General features: G+C 41.4%; 21 protein-coding genes, 1 other RNA gene and 1 pseudogene. 3 read left to right on the plus strand and 20 right to left on the minus strand.

The genetic code is table 11. From position 1 onward, the window contains the following. Positions 1-50: 50 nt before the first annotated feature. The 12 genes and pseudogenes from NQ560_RS08745 to NQ560_RS08800 all read right to left on the minus strand — a co-directional run bounded on the left by NQ560_RS08745 (position 51) and on the right by NQ560_RS08800 (position 9,239). The gene (locus tag NQ560_RS08745; protein ID WP_005331082.1) at positions 51-614 is read right to left on the minus strand and encodes a chromate transporter; all 564 of its coding nucleotides are present in this window, start codon (positions 612-614) and stop codon (positions 51-53) included. Continuing rightward, on the minus strand, positions 611-1,189 hold the full coding sequence (locus tag NQ560_RS08750) for a chromate transporter (protein WP_005331083.1): 579 nt from the start codon (positions 1,187-1,189) through the stop codon (positions 611-613). The genes NQ560_RS08745 and NQ560_RS08750 overlap by 4 nt, the downstream gene beginning before the upstream one ends. Positions 1,190-1,207: 18 nt before the next feature. Then, the gene (locus tag NQ560_RS08755; RefSeq protein WP_005331084.1) at positions 1,208-2,143 is read right to left on the minus strand and encodes an aldo/keto reductase; all 936 of its coding nucleotides are present in this window, start codon (positions 2,141-2,143) and stop codon (positions 1,208-1,210) included. Positions 2,144-2,273: 130 nt separating this feature from the next. Continuing rightward, a pseudogene (locus NQ560_RS08760) lies at positions 2,274-3,026 on the minus strand (3-hydroxyacyl-CoA dehydrogenase); the annotation flags it as partial. Positions 3,027-3,073: 47 nt separating this feature from the next. Then, positions 3,074-4,084 carry a GGGtGRT protein gene (locus NQ560_RS08765; protein ID WP_005331087.1) on the minus strand — a complete coding sequence of 337 codons (1,011 nt, stop codon included), beginning with the start codon at positions 4,082-4,084 and terminating at the stop codon, positions 3,074-3,076. 14 nt (positions 4,085-4,098) lie between these two features. Beyond that, on the minus strand, positions 4,099-4,791 hold the full coding sequence (locus tag NQ560_RS08770) for an iron-sulfur cluster assembly scaffold protein (protein ID WP_005331089.1): 693 nt from the start codon (positions 4,789-4,791) through the stop codon (positions 4,099-4,101). A gap of 155 nt (positions 4,792-4,946) precedes the next feature. Further along, positions 4,947-5,408 (minus strand): GNAT family N-acetyltransferase, encoded by a 462-nt coding sequence (locus NQ560_RS08775; protein WP_005331090.1) that lies wholly within the window; start codon positions 5,406-5,408, stop codon positions 4,947-4,949. Continuing rightward, positions 5,408-5,950 carry a CDP-diacylglycerol--glycerol-3-phosphate 3-phosphatidyltransferase gene (pgsA, locus tag NQ560_RS08780; RefSeq protein ID WP_005331091.1) on the minus strand — a complete coding sequence of 181 codons (543 nt, stop codon included), beginning with the start codon at positions 5,948-5,950 and terminating at the stop codon, positions 5,408-5,410. The genes NQ560_RS08775 and pgsA overlap by 1 nt, the downstream gene beginning before the upstream one ends. Beyond that, complete coding sequence (gene rimO / locus NQ560_RS08785; protein ID WP_005331092.1) at positions 5,950-7,272, minus strand: 30S ribosomal protein S12 methylthiotransferase RimO; 1,323 nt, start codon at positions 7,270-7,272, stop codon at positions 5,950-5,952. The genes pgsA and rimO overlap by 1 nt, the downstream gene beginning before the upstream one ends. 85 nt (positions 7,273-7,357) lie before the next feature. After that, a complete protein-coding gene (gene rpoZ / locus NQ560_RS08790; RefSeq protein ID WP_040015296.1) occupies positions 7,358-7,720 on the minus strand; it encodes a DNA-directed RNA polymerase subunit omega in 363 nt (120 codons plus the stop codon). Between the two features lie 5 nt (positions 7,721-7,725). Continuing rightward, positions 7,726-8,346, minus strand: a complete 621-nt coding sequence (gene gmk, locus NQ560_RS08795) for a guanylate kinase (protein ID WP_005331094.1) — start codon at positions 8,344-8,346, stop codon at positions 7,726-7,728. 11 nt (positions 8,347-8,357) lie between these two features. Then, on the minus strand, positions 8,358-9,239 hold the full coding sequence (locus tag NQ560_RS08800) for a YicC/YloC family endoribonuclease (protein ID WP_005331095.1): 882 nt from the start codon (positions 9,237-9,239) through the stop codon (positions 8,358-8,360). 150 nt (positions 9,240-9,389) lie between these two features. On the opposite strand from NQ560_RS08800, the gene NQ560_RS08805 reads away from it, so the two are divergent. After that, on the plus strand, positions 9,390-11,129 hold the full coding sequence (locus NQ560_RS08805; protein WP_005331096.1) for an Rqc2 family fibronectin-binding protein: 1,740 nt from the start codon (positions 9,390-9,392) through the stop codon (positions 11,127-11,129). Between the two features lie 56 nt (positions 11,130-11,185). Here the strand turns inward: NQ560_RS08805 and NQ560_RS08810 are convergent, their stop codons facing one another. From NQ560_RS08810 to pheA, 4 genes are all read right to left on the minus strand, one after another. Next, positions 11,186-12,121 (minus strand): nucleotidyltransferase family protein, encoded by a 936-nt coding sequence (locus tag NQ560_RS08810; protein WP_005331098.1) that lies wholly within the window; start codon positions 12,119-12,121, stop codon positions 11,186-11,188. 47 nt (positions 12,122-12,168) lie between these two features. Continuing rightward, on the minus strand, positions 12,169-13,383 hold the full coding sequence (locus tag NQ560_RS08815) for a DUF1015 domain-containing protein (RefSeq protein WP_005331101.1): 1,215 nt from the start codon (positions 13,381-13,383) through the stop codon (positions 12,169-12,171). 2 nt (positions 13,384-13,385) lie between these two features. Beyond that, entirely contained in the window at positions 13,386-14,678 is a 1,293-nt protein-coding gene (locus NQ560_RS08820; RefSeq protein WP_005331114.1) for an ATP-binding protein, read from the minus strand. Positions 14,679-14,772: 94 nt separating this feature from the next. Further along, positions 14,773-15,903, minus strand: coding sequence for a prephenate dehydratase (gene pheA, locus NQ560_RS08825; protein ID WP_005331121.1), 1,131 nt, complete (start codon positions 15,901-15,903; stop codon positions 14,773-14,775). A gap of 237 nt (positions 15,904-16,140) precedes the next feature. Between pheA and pyrB the strand changes: the two genes are divergently transcribed. After that, positions 16,141-17,058, plus strand: a complete 918-nt coding sequence (gene pyrB / locus NQ560_RS08830) for an aspartate carbamoyltransferase (protein ID WP_040015297.1) — start codon at positions 16,141-16,143, stop codon at positions 17,056-17,058. A gap of 13 nt (positions 17,059-17,071) precedes the next feature. Further along, positions 17,072-17,527, plus strand: a complete 456-nt coding sequence (locus NQ560_RS08835) for an aspartate carbamoyltransferase regulatory subunit (RefSeq protein ID WP_005331128.1) — start codon at positions 17,072-17,074, stop codon at positions 17,525-17,527. A gap of 141 nt (positions 17,528-17,668) precedes the next feature. Here the strand turns inward: NQ560_RS08835 and rnpB are convergent. From rnpB to NQ560_RS08855, 4 genes are all read right to left on the minus strand, one after another. Continuing rightward, an RNA gene (gene rnpB / locus NQ560_RS08840) (RNase P RNA component class A) lies at positions 17,669-18,032 on the minus strand. Between the two features lie 46 nt (positions 18,033-18,078). Beyond that, positions 18,079-18,531, minus strand: coding sequence for a ribonuclease HI (gene rnhA, locus NQ560_RS08845; RefSeq protein ID WP_005331130.1), 453 nt, complete (start codon positions 18,529-18,531; stop codon positions 18,079-18,081). After that, on the minus strand, positions 18,532-19,230 hold the full coding sequence (locus NQ560_RS08850) for an MBL fold metallo-hydrolase (protein ID WP_005331132.1): 699 nt from the start codon (positions 19,228-19,230) through the stop codon (positions 18,532-18,534). It abuts the gene before it with no gap. Next, positions 19,230-19,700 (minus strand): MogA/MoaB family molybdenum cofactor biosynthesis protein, encoded by a 471-nt coding sequence (locus NQ560_RS08855; protein WP_005331133.1) that lies wholly within the window; start codon positions 19,698-19,700, stop codon positions 19,230-19,232. The genes NQ560_RS08850 and NQ560_RS08855 overlap by 1 nt, the downstream gene beginning before the upstream one ends. Positions 19,701-19,770: the final 70 nt, after the last annotated feature.

Here is a 19,770-nt window from a genome sequence, read left to right on the forward strand (position 1 = left end):
TGATATATTTGCTTATATTTAGTATTGTTTATTTGGGTATAAATATTATCCTACAAACGTTGAGCACAACTCACGCCAACTTTCATCATCCCTGCCAGCAACATCACCCACACAGGATTCATTTTCACTTTCTGTATCAAAAAAATACAGATTATAAATATTGTAACCAGACCCCAATTAGTTCCTGCAAAAGTAATCATATCATTTCCCCAAAATGCCGTAATGAGAATTGATATTCCTGCCGATGCTATCAATGCAACAACCGCTGGGCGCAAAGAGCCTAACACCCCCTGAAATAACTCCATATTCCGCCATTTTAGATAAATCTTTGCAATTACCGTTACAATAATACAAGACGGCAATATGTACCCGGCTGTTGCACAGAGCGCTCCTGGTATACCTGCAATCTTTTCACCTACAAATGTTGCTGAATTCACGGCTATTGGTCCCGGTGTCATCTGAGATATGGTAATCAGATCTGTAAATTCTGACATACTAAGCCAGCTATGCGTTTTTACGACCTGCCCCTGAATCAGAGGAAGTGCTGCATATCCACCTCCGAAACTGAACATGCCAACTTGAAGGAAACTTAAGAACAACTGCAAATAGATCATGCTTCTTTTCTCCTTTTTAAAAGAGTCCTTACCACACCAAATATAATACATGTCAGAATAATATATATTACATTTACATTCATGAAACATGCCGCAACAAATGCTCCAGCCATTATCAGAAGTGACATTTTGTCACCGCCTTTTGCAATACCATTTCCCATTTCGTAAGTCACACAGGCAATGACTGCAGCCACACCTGCCTGCATGCCTTCCAGCATCTGACTGATCAACCAGTTATCACGAAATGCCTGATAACACATTGCAAGAATTGTGATAATCACGAATGGCGGAATAATTGCTCCTATAACCGCTACAAATGCTCCTATAAGCCCCGCCAGTTTATATCCCACCACAATCGCTCCATTAACTGCGATTGCTCCCGGTGCCGATTGTGCAATTGCCACAAGATCTAACATCTCATCATTTTCAATCCAGTGATATTCGTCCACGAATTTTTTCTTTAACAGGGAAACAATCACATATCCTCCACCGAAAGTAAATGCGCTCAGATATAAAGTTGAAATAAATAAATGGAATAACACCTTTTTCTTATCTTCCACTATTTTCCCTTTCATAAATCAGTTATCCGACTGTTATAATATTCTTACAGACTCCAGTCTTCGAATCTCATTATCCGTCAGTTCCCATTGAAGATTTCTGCAGTTTTCTTCTACTCTGGCACGGCTCTGCGCCCCAATGATGCAACTGGATACAAATCTCTTCTGAATCACCCATTTCTCTGCGATCTGAGCCAAGGAAACATTTCTCTCTTCTGCAATCTGATCCATGATTGTTAACAGTTCCATTGCTTTTGAAAACAATGGTTCTTTAAAATATGGGTAAAATCGATTTCTGCTGTCAGTCTGCTCAAAGGTTCTAAGTTTTCGGTAATTTCCAGTCAGAATTCCGCCACCTAAAGTTCCATAAGTCATAATTCCAAGCCCTTGTTCATAAGCCCAGCGAATCAACTTCTCGTCTTTTCGGTCTGCCAGTGAATACTGTGGCTGAAAAGCTTCGATTTTGCAATATTTCTGGGCCTCTTCAATCTGTTCTTTTGAAAAATTAGAAACTCCTGCATGCAGAATTTTTCCTTCTTTTTTCAACGCACTCACCGCATCTATTGTCTCTTCCAGTTCAACATCCGGATCCGGCCAGTGTACCAGATAAATATCAATATAGTCTGTCTTTAGATTTTTCAGCGACTCGTCGCACTGCTTTAAAATACTCTCTTTTGAACCACAGCGAAGATATTTTCCATCTACGAACTTATTTCCACATTTTGTAGAAATGACCACCTCTCTGCGCTTTTTGAGCTTACTCAAAGTTTCACCAACATAACATTCTGCTTTTCCTGCATTGTAAGCCGGTGCTGTATCTATAAAATTAATGCCACACTCCAACGCTGCCTTAATTGCGTCCATTCGTGACTCATCCGAATAACTGTCCCAACCGGCACCTCCGATACCCCATGTTCCAAGACACAGCTTCGAAACCCTCAAGCCTGTTTTTCCAAACTCCTGATACTGCATATCTGTCACATTCCTTTCTGTCTGCTACGTTATCATTCATCATCTGTTTTGTTACGGCCTTTTATTATTCTACCAAATTACTTTCCATACGTCAAAACCGTCAGGAAACATATCCTGACGGTCATACTTTTTACTTCGTGTATTTATAAAATCCTTCTCCTGTGCAGACGCCTTTCTTGCCTGCATCGATTTTTTCTTTCAAGCGTTTTGCAATCTTTCCCGGTGTTGTCTCCGGATCTTTTGCAGCCGGATCCATACAAACGATATTGTATGCAGTCTCCAGTCCCACAATATCAAGAATACGGAATGGGCCAAGTGGAGCTCCAGTAGCAAGACTCCATGTCAGATCAATTGTCTCCGGATCAGCCACATCATTTGCATAAAGTGCTTCTCCTGCATTCAAAAACGGAACTAACAGAGAGTTCAGAATATATCCCGGCTGTTCTTTATGTAATTTCAATGGAATCATACCAATCTGTCCGGCAAACTCTACAACCTCATCGTAATATTTTCCTTCTGTACCGGCATGTCCCATAATCTCAGCCGTGTTATTTTTCCAGATTTCATTTGCAAAATGCAGTGCAAGATATTTTTCCGGTCTTCCTGTGTACTGAGCAAATGTACTCGGCACCATAGTTGATGAATTTGTCACAATAACTGTCTTTTCCGGAAGAAGCGGCGCCATCTGCTGATAGAATGCAATCTTTGCTTTCGGATCTTCTGATAAAGATTCAATCACAAGGTCTGCATCTGCCATTGCTTTCGCCATATCAAGTTCATATATAAGACTTTCAAATGCCTGGTCAGCCTGCGCTTTTAATTCCTCTACTTTTGTATTAAAGTTCACACTTATAAACGTAAAGAGAAGCCTAGCATACGCTAAGCTCCTCTCATTATTCCATTATTATTTCTTGCTTTTCTGGCGGTTTCTTAGAATTTACCTGCCTTTGCTGCTTCCTCAACAGAAACTGCTACTGCAACAGTCATACCAACCATCGGGTTGTTACCTGCTCCGATAAGTCCCATCATCTCTACGTGAGCCGGTACAGAAGATGATCCTGCAAACTGTGCATCTGAGTGCATACGTCCAAGTGTATCTGTCATACCATAAGATGCTGGACCTGCAGCCATGTTATCTGGATGAAGTGTACGTCCTGTACCACCACCAGATGCTACTGAGAAGTATTTTTTACCTTTCTCAACACACTCTTTTTTGTACGTTCCTGCTACTGGATGCTGGAAACGTGTCGGGTTTGTAGAGTTACCTGTGATAGATACATCTACACCCTCTTTCCACATGATTGCAACACCTTCACGTACATCATTTGCTCCATAGCAGTTTACTTTGGAACGAAGTCCGTCAGAATAAGAGATTCTCTGAACCTCTTTCAGCTCTCCTGTATAGTAGTCATATTCTGTCTGAACATATGTAAATCCATTGATACGGGAGATAATCTTAGCTGCGTCTTTTCCAAGTCCGTTCAAGATAACACGAAGTGGTTTTTTACGAACTTTGTTTGCTTTTTCAGCGATACCGATCGCACCCTCTGCTGCTGCAAATGACTCATGTCCTGCAAGGAAACAGAAGCAGTCTGTATCCTCTTCCAGAAGCATCTTTCCAAGGTTACCATGTCCAAGACCAACTTTTCTCTGATCTGCTACAGATCCTGGAATACAGAAAGACTGAAGTCCTTCACCGATTGCTGCTGCTGCTTCTGCTGCTGTCTTACAGCCTTTTTTAATTGCAATTGCAGCACCTACTGTGTAAGCCCAGCATGCGTTCTCAAAACAGATTGGCTGAATGCTCTTAATCTGATTGTATACATCAAGTCCGGCATCTTTTGTAATCTTCTGTGCTTCCTCGATTGAAGCGATTCCATATCCTGCCAGCACTTCATTGATTTTATCAATTCTTCTTTCATATGATTCAAATAAAGCCATTTTAAAAAGTCCTCCTACTCTTTTCTTGGGTCAATAATCTTTGCTGCGTCTTCAACACGACCATACTGTCCTTTTGCCTTTTCCCATGCATCATTCGGTGTATCGCCTTTTTTGATGAAGTCTGTAAGTTTTCCAAGATTTACGAACTGGTATCCGATGATCTCGCCTGCTTCATCGAGTGCGATACCTGTTACATAACCCTCTGCCATCTCAAGATAACGAGGTCCTTTTGCTAATGTTCCGTACATTGTTCCTACCTGAGAGCGGAGTCCTTTTCCAAGGTCCTCAAGTCCTGCTCCGATAGCAAGTCCGTCTTCAGAAAATGCGCTCTGAGTTCTTCCGTATACAATCTGTAAGAATAACTCACGCATTGCTGTATTGATTGCATCACAGACAAGGTCTGTATTCAATGCCTCTAAAATAGTTTTTCCTGGAAGGATTTCTGAAGCCATAGCAGCTGAATGTGTCATTCCGGAGCAGCCGATTGTCTCAACCAATGCCTCCTGGATAATTCCATCTTTCACATTCAGTGTCAGCTTACAAGCACCCTGCTGAGGAGCACACCAGCCAATGCCGTGTGTAAAACCGGAAATATCTTTGATCTCCTTAGCCTGAACCCATTTTGCCTCTTCCGGAATCGGAGCTGGTCCGTGATTAGCGCCCTGCGCTACCGGACACATCATTTCTACTTCTTGTGAATAAATCATTTTAAAACTCCTTTCAACTATGTGTGTTTTATAAATAGTGTTTGTTATAAGTTTAACACCATATCCTTTTTTATTCTCTCATAAATAACATTTTTCGTCAATTGGCACTACGCTACATTTTTAAATTGTTTGGACCGCTTTTTATAGTCATTCTACTAAAGAATTTCCATTGCCATAGGCACATAACATTTTCCATGTATCATCTGCATCTCATCGATTGGTTTCATGCCCATGTGGATATATTTTTTCACCGCCTCCGGAGCAGCATCAACGGTCATAATAGTCTTATGCAGTTCTTCCTTACAATACCTTTTCGCATAGTCAAAAAGTAACCTTCCAGCACCTTTTCCCTGGCAGGATCTGCGCACATAATAATTGCAAATGTGTCCCCGCCTCTGAAGGGATATGGTTCCTTCCAGTTCTTCTTGTTCAAATACACCGAACATCAGAAGTTCTCCGCTATCACAGAGCTGGTCGATATTCTCCTGCTTTAAATATTCGCGGAATGTATCAATTCCTTCCTGCTCATACACCTCGGCCACATCCATGCAAAAAACGCTCCAGATAATATCCAGAGCGTATTTCCTTTCCTGTTTTTCCAGTTCACGTACGATCATTACATACCTCCCTGTGTCAGCACCTGCACATTCTTTGCAATATAGTCAATCAGTGATACAACTGTCAGGATCAGTGAAAGCCAGATCAGAACTGTGCCAACGATATCGAACACACCTCCAAGATCTGCAATCAATACAATGATCATAAACATCTGGGATACTGTCTTAAATTTACCCCAGTAACTTGCTGCGATGACAATTCCATTATCTGCAGCCACAAGGCGGAATCCGCTAATAATAAACTCACGGGCAATGATGATGATGACGAACCATGCCTGTAATTTTCCTAACGGAATCATACAGATCATAGCAGAACACACAAGCAGCTTATCTGCTAAAGGATCCATGAACTTTCCAAAGTTTGTCACAAGATTTCTTGCACGGGCGATCTTACCATCCAGCATATCTGTCAGACTGGCAACACAGAACAAAACTAACGCGATCCATTTATTTGCCGGTCCTCCCACATCAGTCAACATAAAAAATACAAAAAACGGAACCATGATAACTCTTAATACTGTCAGTTTATTTGGTAAATTCATTATATCAGCTCTCCTATCAAATCATATTCCAGTGCACCGGTCACGCGGACTCTTGCAAAATCTCCACTCATCAATTCTTCGTCTGTATTGATAAAAATCAAGCCATCCACATTCGGTGCATCTTTATAAGTTCTTCCTACATATGCATTTTCATCTGCAACTTTTCCTTCAATCATAACGAGAACTTCACGTCCGACCATATCTTCTGCCAGATCAAATGCGATTTCCTGCTGAAGTTCCATCAATTCTGCCTGGCGGTCTTCCTTGACTTCTTCCGGAATCTGCTCTGTCATAGTTGCAGCTGGTGTATCTTCCTCCGGTGAGTAAGTAAAAACTCCAAGTCTGTCAAATTCCATCTCATCTACGAAATCCTTCAGCTCTTCATGCTGTTCTTGTGTCTCACCCGGAAATCCTGTGATCAATGTGGTACGAAGAGAAATATCCGGGATCTCTTTTCGAAGCTTTTCAATAATCTCTACAAGCTGAGCTTTTGAAGTTCTTCTTCCCATTCTTTTTAGCACTGCGTCACTTGCATGTTGAATCGGAAGATCCAGATAGTGACAGACTTTATTTTCTTCTTTAATCGTCTGAATCAGTTCATCGTAAATCTCCTCCGGATAACAATAAAGAATTCGGATCCACTGGATTCCGGATATTTTACAAAGCTCGCGGAGCAATTTATGCAAAGATTTCTCTCCATATAAATCCTTTCCGTATACGGTCGTTTCCTGTGCAACAAGAATCAATTCTTTTACTCCCTGATCAGCCAGGTCTTTCGCTTCTGCCAGCAGCTTCTCCATCGGAACACTGCGGTAATTACCACGAAGTTTTGGGATGATACAGTAAGTACAATGCTTGTCGCAGCCTTCGGCAATTTTCATGTATGCATAATGCCCGCCTGTTGTTACAAGTCTCTTTTCTTTTACATCTGGAAGTGCATCCACATCTTCCAGAACAACATGTCCATTTCCCGCAAGAGCCTCTTCCACCGCTTCTACGATATGATCATAAGAAGTAGTTCCAAGTACTGCATCAACTTCCGGTATCTCGTCAATAATCTCCTGCTGATAGCGCTGTGCCAGGCACCCGGTCACGATCAGAGCTTTCAGCTTCCCTTCTTTTTTGTACTCTGCCATCTCAAGAATGGTCTGAATACTTTCCTCCTTTGCATCATGAATAAAACAGCAGGTATTAACAACAATAATATCTGCGTCTTCTTCTGAATCTACGATCTGATATCCCTTTTTATCCAAAAGCCCAAGCATGACCTCTGAATCCACCAGGTTCTTATCGCAGCCGAGGGATATAAATAAAATATTCATATAGTTCTCCTTGTATGTCTTATTTAAAAAGCAGATACCAGACGGTATCTGCCTCAGGCACACGGCACACCGTGTAATAATCTCTCTATTCGTTATCTTCAGACTCTTCTACTGCTTCTGCGTCTTTCTCTGAATCCTCTTCCTGAATATTCAAGAAATCTTCCTCTGCATTCTCCTCTGCCTGCTTTGCTTCCAGTTCCGCAAGTTTTGCAGCCTCTTCTTCAGCAAGTATAGTGATCTTTCCCTGATTCATCTCGCTGATCGCGATAGAAAGCGGCTTCTCACCCGGCTTTGTATCTACTAATGGCATAGAACCATCAATAATCTCGCGTGCTCTTTTAGCTGTAGCCATAACGATAGAATAACGGCTGTTAACAACCTTTGTCTCGCCTTCCTCAACGTCTTTATTAACGACCTTCATTAAGTCTGTGTAAGATGGATGTAACATGTACACTATTCTCCTTTCAACTCTCTCTTCATATGCTCTATAAATGTCTGATTACGGAAACATCTCTCATGTTCTCCCTGAATCAGATGATGCATCTCTTCCACGCACACATCTAATTCATCATTCACGACCAGATAATCATACTGATCCATATATTCTGCCTCTTCAATAGCGCGCTTCATACGCCCATCGATGACTTCCTGTGTCTCAGTCCCCCGTCCTTCCAGACGCTTTCTGAGTTCTTCTGCGCTCGGAGGTGTTACGAACAGTAATAATGTATTCGGAAATTTTTCTTTGACTTTCAATGCGCCCTGGATTTCAATCTCCAGGATTACATCTTTCCCTGCACGAAGTTGCTCTTCCACATATGCTTTCGGTGTTCCGTAATAATTTCCCACGTACATAGCATACTCTATCAAATCATCTTTCGCAATCATTTTTTCAAATTCTTCAGTTGTTTTGAAAAAATAAGCCTTTCCTTCTTCTTCTCCCGGTCTTGGGTTTCTTGTTGTTGCAGAGATGGATAATGCATAATTATCATATCTCTCCAGAAGTGCTTTCATAATCGTACCTTTGCCGGCACCGGAAAACCCGGATACTACAATAAGAATTCCCTCTTTATTCATAGCTATACCTCTTATTCAATATTCTGGATCTGTTCTCTGACCTTCTCAATCTCTGTCTTTAACCCAATTCCTGTATTGGAAACTTCCAAGTCATTTGCCTTTGACAAGATTGTATTTGCTTCACGGTTCATCTCCTGTGCAATAAAATCAAGCTTGCGTCCGATTCCTGCCTCATCTGACTGGAGCGTCTCTTTCATATGTACGACATGACTCTTCAGTCGTACGACCTCTTCATCTGTACAGATCTTATCTGCATAAATCACAACTTCTGCTGCAATACGATTCTCCTCAATCTGCGTATCTTCAAGAAGTTCTTTAACTTTGGCTTCCAGCTTTTCTCTATACTCGGCAACGATCTTCGGAGAACGCTCCTCGATAAATGCTACCATCTCAAGAATTCCATCGAGCTTTGCAAGAATATCTTCTCTCAGATGTTCTCCCTCTGCAGTCCTTGTAGTTACAAATCCGTCAACGGCTCCATCCAATGCTTTTTTAAGTCCTTTCCAAAGTTCATCGGTATCCTCACTGCCCTCTTCCATTGTAAATATCTCAGGATATCTGGAAAGTGCAGACACACGGACATCATTCTCAATGCCAAACTTTTCTTCCATCTGCTTGAAATATTCAAGATATTCTGCTGCCAGACTTTCATTATACTTTAATGAAACCTGTCCGTCAGATAAATCCTCATAGCTGATAAAGATGTCTACTTTTCCTCTCTGGATTCTTTTCTTGATCTCTGTCCGGATTGCCGTCTCGAAGAAATTCAGTTTCTTCGGCATACGGATACTCATATCCAGATAACGGTGATTCACACCTTTCATCTCTACGGTAAACTTGCGGTCTCCCTCTGATATTTCACATCTTCCGAAACCGGTCATACTCTTGATCATGTGTATTACCTCTTCTTTTCAGTAATAAATACGGTTTTAACCGTACGTTTTATTATACTTCATTTGGATTTTTGAGTCAACTATGGTATGATATGAAAAGTAAACATTTATCATACATTTATAACATTATTTTAAAGGAGTGCTTATATTATGGCATTTGACGGAACAACAATCGCAGCAGTTCGAAAAGAACTTTCCGATTCTATCCTTGGCGGACGCATCTACAAAATTGCACAGCCGGAACCGGACGAACTGTTGATCACAATAAAAACACCCGAAGGACAACGCAAACTATATATTTCTGCAAGTGCATCTCTTCCACTGATTTATCTCACTGATGAGAATAAACCGAGTCCTATGACTGCACCTGGTTTTTGTATGCTTCTTCGCAAATATGTTGGAAATGGGCGTATCACAGCTATCTCACAGCCTGGTCTGGAACGTATTTTATTCTTTGATATTGAGCATTTAAATGAACTGGGGGACCTTTGCCGTAAGCGTCTGATCGTAGAAATCATGGGCAAGCACAGCAATATCATCTTCTGCGATGATAAAGATAAGATTCTGGACAGCATTAAGCATGTTTCCGCACAAATGAGTTCTGTCCGGGAAGTCCTTCCTGGAAGAACCTATTTCATCCCGGACACGATGTCTAAACTGGACCCGCTCACAGTTTCTTTTAAAAACTTTGTCCTGGCACTGAGAGAAAAAACTGCTGCCCTTGGAAAAGCAATCTACACAAGCTTTACCGGTATCAGTCCTGTAGTAGCGGAACATATCGTCTCGGAGTCTGGACTGGATACGGATATTCCGGCTTCCGACATTTCCGAAGATATGCTCATTCACCTGTACCGCCAGTTTTCCTACTATATCGAAGACCTGAAGGAAGGAAATTTCCACCCAGTGATTTACTATAGCAACGAAGTGCCAAAAGAATTCACCGCCATTCCATTTTCCCACTATGGAAATTACCGGGCAGAATGCTTCGATTCCATCTCACGGGTGCTTCGCACTTATTATGCGACTCGCAACACCGTAACACGGATACGTCAGAAAAGTGCAGACCTGCGCCATGTTGTGCAGACGAATCTGGAACGTGCAAGGAAAAAATATGACTTACAATCCAAACAACTACAAGGAACTGAAGGCCGTGAAAAATACAAAGTTTACGGAGAACTGATCAACACTTATGGTTACAACCTGGATCCGGAAGCAAAGTCATTGACCTGCCTGAATTACTATACGAACGAAGATATTACGATTCCATTGGATCCACAAAAAACTCCTCAGGAAAATGCACAAAAATATTTTGCAAAATACAATAAGCAGAAGCGTACTTTTGAGGCGCTGTCCGAACTGATCCAGGAGACAGCTGATGAAATCCGCTATCTGGAATCCGTCAGCAACTCTCTGGACATTGCGCTAAGCGAAGCGGATCTGGGACAGATTAAAGAAGAATTGACTGCCAGCGGCTATGTGCGCAGAAAATTCACAAAGAAAAAAGTAAAACTGACTAACAAACCAATGCACTACATCTCCAGTGACGGATATGACATTTACGTTGGTAAAAATAATATCCAGAACGATGAACTGACTTTCTCTTTTGCAAATGGCGGTGACTGGTGGTTTCACGCAAAAGGTGCTCCCGGATCCCACGTCATTGTCAAGACAAATGGCGATGAACTTCCGGACCGTACTTTTGAAGAAGCCGGACGGCTGGCTGCTTATTATTCTAAGAACCGCGGCAGTGATAAAGTCGAGATTGACTACATTGAAAAGAAACATGTCAAGAAACCAAACGGAGCAAAACCCGGGTTTGTGGTTTATTATACAAACTACTCTCTCGTTATTGACTCTGACATCAGCAACATAAAAGTCGTGCAGGATTAATTCCCGCACGACCTTTTTCGTATTGTACTTACGATTTTCACTTATTCTATCATTTATTACAGAATATCATCAAACAGCTTTTCTTTATAAACGCCCTCTTCAATCAACTTCTTGAAAGATTCTACAACTGAGTCCTTATCTTCTTTATAAGTAACTCCGAACCATTTATCCTGTGTTTCAAGGACTTTTACAGTCACTTCGCCTTTCTGAAGTAACTCATCAATGTAAATCGGAAGCAGATACTCTCCCTTTAGCACATCCACATCTGGTTTTTCAAAAAATTCCTTGAATCCTTTTTCCAGTGTCTCTACGAACTCCGGTGTCAGTCCCCACATATTCATCGATACATGGGAATTCTCATCAATTGGCTCCTGTCCGTCTTCTTTCTGGACTGCTGCCTTATTTCCCACTTTTACAATGTTCTTTGTCTCGTCAATTCCGGTCAGGTATCCATTCTCATTGACCTGGCATACACCTCTTGTAACGCCGCCGTTTTCACTGAGTGTATTCTTCAGAATAAACCCTGCCGCACAAAAATCTGTCGGTTTCTCCGGTGTGTACTCCTCCAGAAAATCATGCAGTTTAAAAAATGATTCTTTTCCATAATAGTCATCTGCATTAATTACCGCAAATGGCTCTTTTATAAGACCCTTACATGCCAGAACTGCCTGGCCTGTTCCCCATGGCTTTGTACGGTCTTTTGGAAGTTTTACTCCTTTTGGAAGATCGTCGATTGCCTGAAATGCATAGTCAATCTCTACGTTTAATTGTTTACAGATAGCTTCGATTCTCTCTCCGATAACCTCCCGGAAAGCTTCCTCTATGTCCTTGCGGATAATAAATATAATCTTGTTAAATCCAGCTTCGATCGCATCATGAATGGAATAGTCCATAATGATCTCTCCATGCATTCCAACCGGCTCTAACTGCTTAATTCCTCCACCAAATCTGGAACCGATCCCGGCAGCCATAATAACTAATGATGTTTTCATCCTTTTACCTCCATATCATTATTATGATTTTATCTTTTCTAGTCATATCAGCGAATCTGTCTTGCTTCCAAATAATATCTTTTCTCCGTCGCATGTCCCATGGAAAATGTCTTTCTTGGAAGTGTTCCACTTTCAGTCACGTAAGGAAACAACTCTCTTTTCTCCATTGCAGGCAATAAAAAGCCAACCGCATTTTCCTTCTCTGCCAGGTTCTTTAATGCCTCTTCTCCATGTATATAATCCATCTGTCCTCTATGGTTTTTCAGATATTCGTCTAAAAAATTCTGTAAAATTGCGACTGCAAGCCTACTCTTATTCGGATTTAAATAAAGAACACCTTGGCGCTCTTTCGTATACCATTGTACTGGATATCCATTCGGGGCGCAACATGTTTTTTGAAGCTCATCCAATAATGCTTCTTCATCTGTCTCTGTAACAATTCGATGAATCGGAGAAAATTTCAACGCTTCATCGTGAATATTTTCCAGCTCCACCATCGCATATCTTGCCGGAGCATTTGCATTTTCTGTATCGGAATGTGTTTTTTTATATTTTTCATAACATACTTTTGCTGTAGCCAGTGAATGATTCCCGTCGCCAACCGCATAAGGCATCTCTGCACTTATATTCTCATAAGATGTAATCTTCTTTTCAAAATCTTTTGCGAGTTTTCCAGACACCAGCCAGCCACTGATATGTCCGCCTTCTTTCATAAGATTAAAATTATAAACCTTACGCATTTCTTCCTTTTTCCCGCTCAGCCATTCCATCAACCCATCACTTCTGTCATCACACAAAAGTAATACATGTGGCAATTCGACAGGCGCATCCTCACGGATTCTGACTCTTGGCGGAATTCTACAGGTCACTGTCTTTTCCGTCGCACGGATTCTGGAAGAACTATTTTCCGAATAATCATATGCTTCCAGATCAATCATCCCGACCAGCCCTCTTCGAATACTGCCATTTTTAAGGGTCCTCTCTACATAAACATAGGATTTTTCATATTTCTGAAAAATTCCCTGTTCAAGATATGATTGCATATTCCAATTGATTGTCTTTATCTTTTCATTCTCATCCACATCTTCCAATTCTGCTTCCGGAAAGATCAAATGAAAGGAAGATGGAGCATCCCCTACCGTCTTCTTTACATCTTTCCAGTATTCTGGCTGCGAAGAGAACTGGTCGCATGCAATCACCGACCACTTCTCCATGCTTTCTACATCCGGAATCAGAATATCTGCCGGCAAAAATACATTCATGATTACGCCTCTTTTCCTGCCAGATAATCAATAAACTGCTGTGCAGTTCTTCCTGACATTCCTCCGTGACTTAACTCCCATTTATTTGCCTCTGCCAGGAGTTCCTCCTCCGTTAGATTAAGATTATTTCTCTTAGCAAGCTGGCACACGATTTCCTGAAACTCTCGTTTCTGTGGTCTTCCAAAGTAGATCGTCACACCAAATCTTGCTACCAGTGACAGCTTTTCCTGTACGGTATCATTTGTATGTAATTCCTCATCTCTATCTTCTTTATCCTTAAACGTCTCACGGATCAGATGTCTTCGGTTAGATGTTGCATAAATAAGCACATTATCTGGTTTTTTCTCAAGTCCTCCCTCAATGACCGCTTTCAGATATTTATATTCAATCTCAAATTCCTCGAATGACAGATCATCCATGTATATGATGAACTTGTAATTACGGTTCTTGATCTGCGCAATTACATCATTGAGATCCTGGAATTGATGCTTATAGACTTCGATCATACGAAGGCCCTGATCATAATACTGATTCAGGATTGCCTTGATAGAAGAAGATTTTCCGGTTCCGGCATCTCCAAATAACAGACAGTTATTGGATTTTCTTCCCATAACAAATGCTTCTGTATTGTCGATCAGTTTTTTCTTTGCCATCTCGTATCCCACCAGATCATCCAGGTGCACATGAGCAATCTTTGTGATCGGCACGATTCTTGCCCCTTCTTCGGTATGCTCAATACGAAATGCTTTGTGAAGCCCCAGTTTGCCAACGCCAAATTCCTTATAGAACTGTGTTACTTTCTCTTTAAATTCTTCTGCACATTTCGTTCCATCAAGTACCTTTGCAAGGTCACAGATACGGTCACGGATTCTCTCATTGAAGACCTGTCCATGTCCATTGACCCCCTTGTAATCCCGGATCATGGCAAGTCCGTCTTCTCCAAGTACCTCTCCAAGATTCTGGAAATCATAGTCAAACAGTTCTTTAAAAATCTTAAAATCATGCAGTGCTGCAATATTAATGCTTCCTTCGACCGGTCCGACAATCTCACAGGAAGTGCTGTATGCATTCTCATGACTGACCATAAGGTAAGTCAGATAAGTATGCCACAGATTTCCTTCAAATCCGTGACTGACTGATAACTCTGTCAGATCACCAATAGTAGAATACAGAAGGCTCTTCATATCGTCCTCATTGTAATATTCATTATTATAGTTCTCCATAAGAAATGTCATGTCCTGGAGAAGTTCCCCGTCTTCCATATCTTTATATAAAATCAATTCATTCGTTCTCATTTCCTCGATGTCTCCTTTTTTATGTCATTTTATGTTTTTCTATTATACAAATCCTCTAACGGATTACTCTATGTCCGGCACTCCCACACTGGTATTAGTAATTTCCAAGTATCTTCAGGCTTCTGCTCTCTTCTCGCAAGCCCCTAAGTGCATTCTTCACACCTGGTTCTTCCAGATTGCCTTCAAAATCTACAAAGAAACGGTACTCCCAGCTTCTTCCCTCAATTGGTCTGGACTCGATTTTTGACATATTCAGATCATTATAAATAAAATGTGACAGTAGATGATACAGCGATCCACTCTCATGTGGAACCTCAAAACAAATACTGATCTTCTTTGCCCCTTTCAAGAACACCTTCTGGTTCGTCACAATAATAAATCTTGTACAGTTTCCGGATTCATCATTAATGTTGTCGTCTAACACTTCCAGTCCGTAGACTTTTGCCGCATAGGCACTGCAGACTGCCGCCTGAGTCCGGTCCTGGTCATCCAGGATTTTCTTTGCTGCAATAGCTGTATTTGCCACGCTGATCTGCTGCCAGTCACTGTGTTCTTCCAAAAACCTGGTCGTCTGCATCAGCGCTTCCGCTTTAGAATACACTCGCTTCAGTTCAGAAAGCTGTGTCCCTGGAAGTCCTGCCAGTGTATGCGTGATTGGAATTATGACTTCTCCTACAATATAATTTTCAAATTCTACCAGAAGGTCATAGACTTCGTTTACCGCACCTGCTGTAGAATTTTCGATTGGAAGCACTGCATAATCTGCGGCGCCCTCCTCGATTGCTTCCATTGCATCCCGGAATGTACGGACGGAATAACTGTTGCAGTCCTCTCCGAAATAGGTCTTCATAGCTGCCTGTCCATAAGCACCTTCCATGCCCTGAAATACGACTCTCGCTTTCTCCACGTCAAGTGAATCAATCTCTATAAAAGGAAGTCTTCCAAGAGCTCCTGCCTTCACAAGCTGCTGATACTGTAACTTGCGGCTCATGGACATAAGCTGCTGATACAGTTCCTGAATTCCTTTTTTATCAAAATCAGAAGAAACTTTTGATGCCACATTCTGAAGCTTTTCTTTCTCCCTTACACGGTCAAATACTTTTCTTCCTGCTTCGACCTTATATTCTCCAACCTGTTCACATATTTTCATTCGCTCTTCATATAACTTCACGATCTGATCATCTACGACATCTAACTGTCCTCTTAATTCTTCTAATGTAGCCATCCATCTTGTCTCCTTTACAAATAGTCAGTATCACTTGCATCCCCGGCCTCTCTATACTGACACTATTGCATTATAATACATTTCATATCTAAAATCTACCTTACATTCTTATCCTGATTACAGATTCAAAAAAATTATTTTTTACATTCAAAAAAAATAATTTTTACATTGAAAATCTGACAGGTTTGTTATATTATGTACAGAGACTTTTAAGTAAACGTCGCGAAGGAGGATTTTATGAGACACTTGATGAGTCCACTTGATTTCACAGTGGAAGAATTAGACAATCTTATGGATTTAGCCCAGGACATCGAAAAGAACCCTAAGAAATATGCTCATGCATGTGATGGAAAGAAATTAGCAACTTTATTTTTTGAACCAAGTACACGTACTAGACTCAGTCATGAAGCAGCAATGCTTAATCTCGGAGGTAGTGTTCTTGGTTTTTCTTCTGCCGATTCCAGTTCTGCAACAAAAGGGGAAACTGTTGCAGATACGATTCGTATGATTTCCTGTTATGCGGATATCTGTGCAATGAGACATCCGAAAGAAGGAGCTGCGCTGGTAGCCAGCGAGCATTCCAGAATCCCTGTCATCAATGCAGGAGACGGCGGACATCAGCATCCGACACAGACCCTGACTGATCTGCTTACGATCCGTTCTTTAAAAGGTCATCTTGATAATATCACGATCGGTCTTTGCGGAGATTTAAAATTTGGCCGTACCGTTCACTCTCTGATTCACGCTCTGGTGCGTTACAAAAATGTAAAATTCATTCTGATCTCACCAGAAGAACTTCGTGTTCCAAGTTATATCCGCAATGATGTTCTCGACAAAGAACATGCACAGTACGAAGAGGTCGTTCGTCTGGAAGATGCTCTTCCAAAGCTCGATATTCTCTACATGACCCGTGTACAGAAAGAACGTTTCTTCAATGAAGAAGACTATATCCGTATGAAAGATTTTTATGTACTGGATGCTCAGAAGATGGAGCTTGCGCCAAAGGATATGTATGTACTTCACCCACTTCCTAGAGTAAATGAAATTGCTGTTGAAGTTGATGATGACCCAAGAGCTGCTTATTTCGCTCAGGCTCAGTACGGAGTATACATTCGAATGGCTCTGATTCTGACATTACTGGAAATCGAAGTCTAAGGAGGAATATACTATGGTTAAGAATACACTGAATGTAGGTCAGATCTCAGAAGGATTTGTACTGGATCACATCCAGGCAGGAAGAAGTATGGATATTTACAAATATCTTCACTTAGATCAACTGGACTGCTGTGTTGCAATTATCAAAAATGCAAAAAGTAACTGTATGGGCAAAAAGGATATCATGAAAATCGAATGTCCGATCGATTTTATGGATCTTGACATCCTTGGTTTCATTGATCACAACATTACTGTCAACATTATCCAGAATGAGAAGGTTGTTGCGAAAAAATGTCTTCACCTTCCTCACGAAATCCGCAATGTGATCCGCTGTAAAAATCCTCGTTGTATCACTTCTATTGAGCAGGGACTGGATCATGTCTTCGTACTGACCGATCCGGACGAAGAAGTATACCGCTGCAAATACTGCGAAGAAAAGTATCAGGGAAGACTTGGTAAACGCAAATAAAACTTCCTGTTTTAACTATGCAGACAGTTATCTTTTATTTATGAATTGATGATAAACATTGAATTAAATGTATAAAAAAAGATTTTCAGTTTCAATTTTCGAAGCTGAAAATCTTTTTTATTACCATATTGGAATAAAACAAAAGCAAGCAAGACGATAAGCCGGGTTATGTCATTGAGTGATCATCTATCTAGACCTGATGTTGCCATCAGGTTCCAGCGACCTACCTGAGACTTGACGGGCCGCCAAATTGTCTCTGCACGGTCTTGCTTCGAGTGGGGTTTACATGTGCCCCGGTCGTTACCGGCCGGGCGGTAGTCTCTTACACTGCCCTTCCACCCTTACCTGTCCATTCTCATAAGAGTCTGTCAGGCGGTACATTTCTGTTGCACTGGCCTTGGAGTCGCCTCCACCGGACGTTATCCGGCACCCTGCCCTGCGAAGCCCGGACTTTCCTCACCTGCTGCCTTTCGGCAATTACAGCCGCGATCACCTGTCTTACTTGCAAGTATTTATTATATCATATTTTTTCTAAAAAGAAAGAACTTTTTTTACCTCATTGCATCTGCCGCAGAAGTTGCGAGTTCATCGCATCGCTCATTCTGAGGATGTCCATCATGTCCTTTCACCCAGATAAATGTCACATTGTGTGGCTCTTTCGCTTCCAAAAGCCGTTTCCAGAGATCCACATTTTTTACAGGCTCATTCTTTCCACGTTTCCAGCCTTTCTTCAGCCACCCGCCGATCCAGTTCTGATTGAATGCATCTACCACATACTTTGAATCAGAATACAACTTCACATCACACGGACGGTTCAATGCTTCCAGTCCAGCTATGACTGCCATCAACTCCATGCGGTTATTCGTTGTCTTCTCATATCCCTTTGACAATTCCTTTATATGAAGTTCGCCTTTTGAATCTACGTACTCTAAAATGGTTCCGTATCCTCCCGGTCCATCCGGGTTTCCTCTGGCTGCTCCATCGGTGTATATACTGACCAGCATCTATCTTTCCTCCTCGAAATAAAAGCTCTGCCCCGGTTCTTTCACCTTCATGATCCGCTCTCTATACGGCTCCGACACTGAATTTTTCAAAAACTTATCTAAAATGTCATACCCCCACATATGCATTGGGAATACAATCTTTGTATTCGTATGCTGCATAAAATAATTGATACCAAGTACAGACTCTTCTCCCTGTCTGGAATCAAGCGGGAAAAATGCATAATCAATTTCTTCACCCTCGATTTTTGCAATCTCTTTCTGATATGCCTGTCTCATCGGTTCATTCCAGGTCTCATCATCCTCTTCTTCCCAGTACCACCAGTTCAGATCTCCTGCATGAAAAAATGTTTTCTCTTTCACCCTTACAAGAAATGCCACACCTTCATCGGTGGATTTCAGTGTATGAATCCTTAAATCCCAAATATTAAAATCTGCATCTGCACCTATATGCTCCGTCTGATCTTTTGGCCCTGCCGCCTCAATGTCATCAGATAAAATATAGTGGATATTCTCATATTCTTCTGCCCACGTAAATATTTTCTTTTTAAAATGATCGTAGTGCATATGACTTGCAAATACACAGATTTTTTTATCTTTATCAAACTGTGGCAGATTTCCTTTATAATAATCAAAAATCAATACATAATCGTCACACTCAACAGCAAATCCGCTATGTTCCAGGTAAGTAATTTTAATCATTATTTTATTCCCTGTGCCACTTCAACTGCATGCATGACCTCTGGCAAGATGTATCCAAGACATTCCTTTACAGCTCCTGCTTTTCCAGGAAGATTTACAATCACAACATTTCCACGGATTCCTGCCGCTGCACGGTTCAACATAGCTCTTTTTGTCAGTGTAAGCATGTGTGCACGCATACCTTCCGGAATTCCAAGAAGTGGTCTGTCTACAACTTCCATAGTTGCCTCCGGTGTGCAGTCTTCCGGTCCGCAGCCTGCTCCGCCTGTTGTCAGGATCAGGTCTGCAAGATTTCCGTCTGCCATTCTCTGAAAAACAGTAGATAATACCGTTTTGTCTGTCGGGAGAGCCTTCATGAACACAACGTCAAGCCCTGCTTCCTCCACCATCTTGCGGATTACTTTTCCACTTGCATCCTCCTGCTCTCCTTTATAAACTGCTGTACTTGCAGTAATAATCGCTACTTTCATCAAATTGTACCTCCATACATTTTTTCTATCTCATTCAAAGTCTTATCTTTTTTCTTAAGTTCCTTTTTGA

The organism is Dorea formicigenerans (assembly GCF_025150245.1).
Classification (GTDB): domain Bacteria; phylum Bacillota; class Clostridia; order Lachnospirales; family Lachnospiraceae; genus Dorea; species Dorea formicigenerans.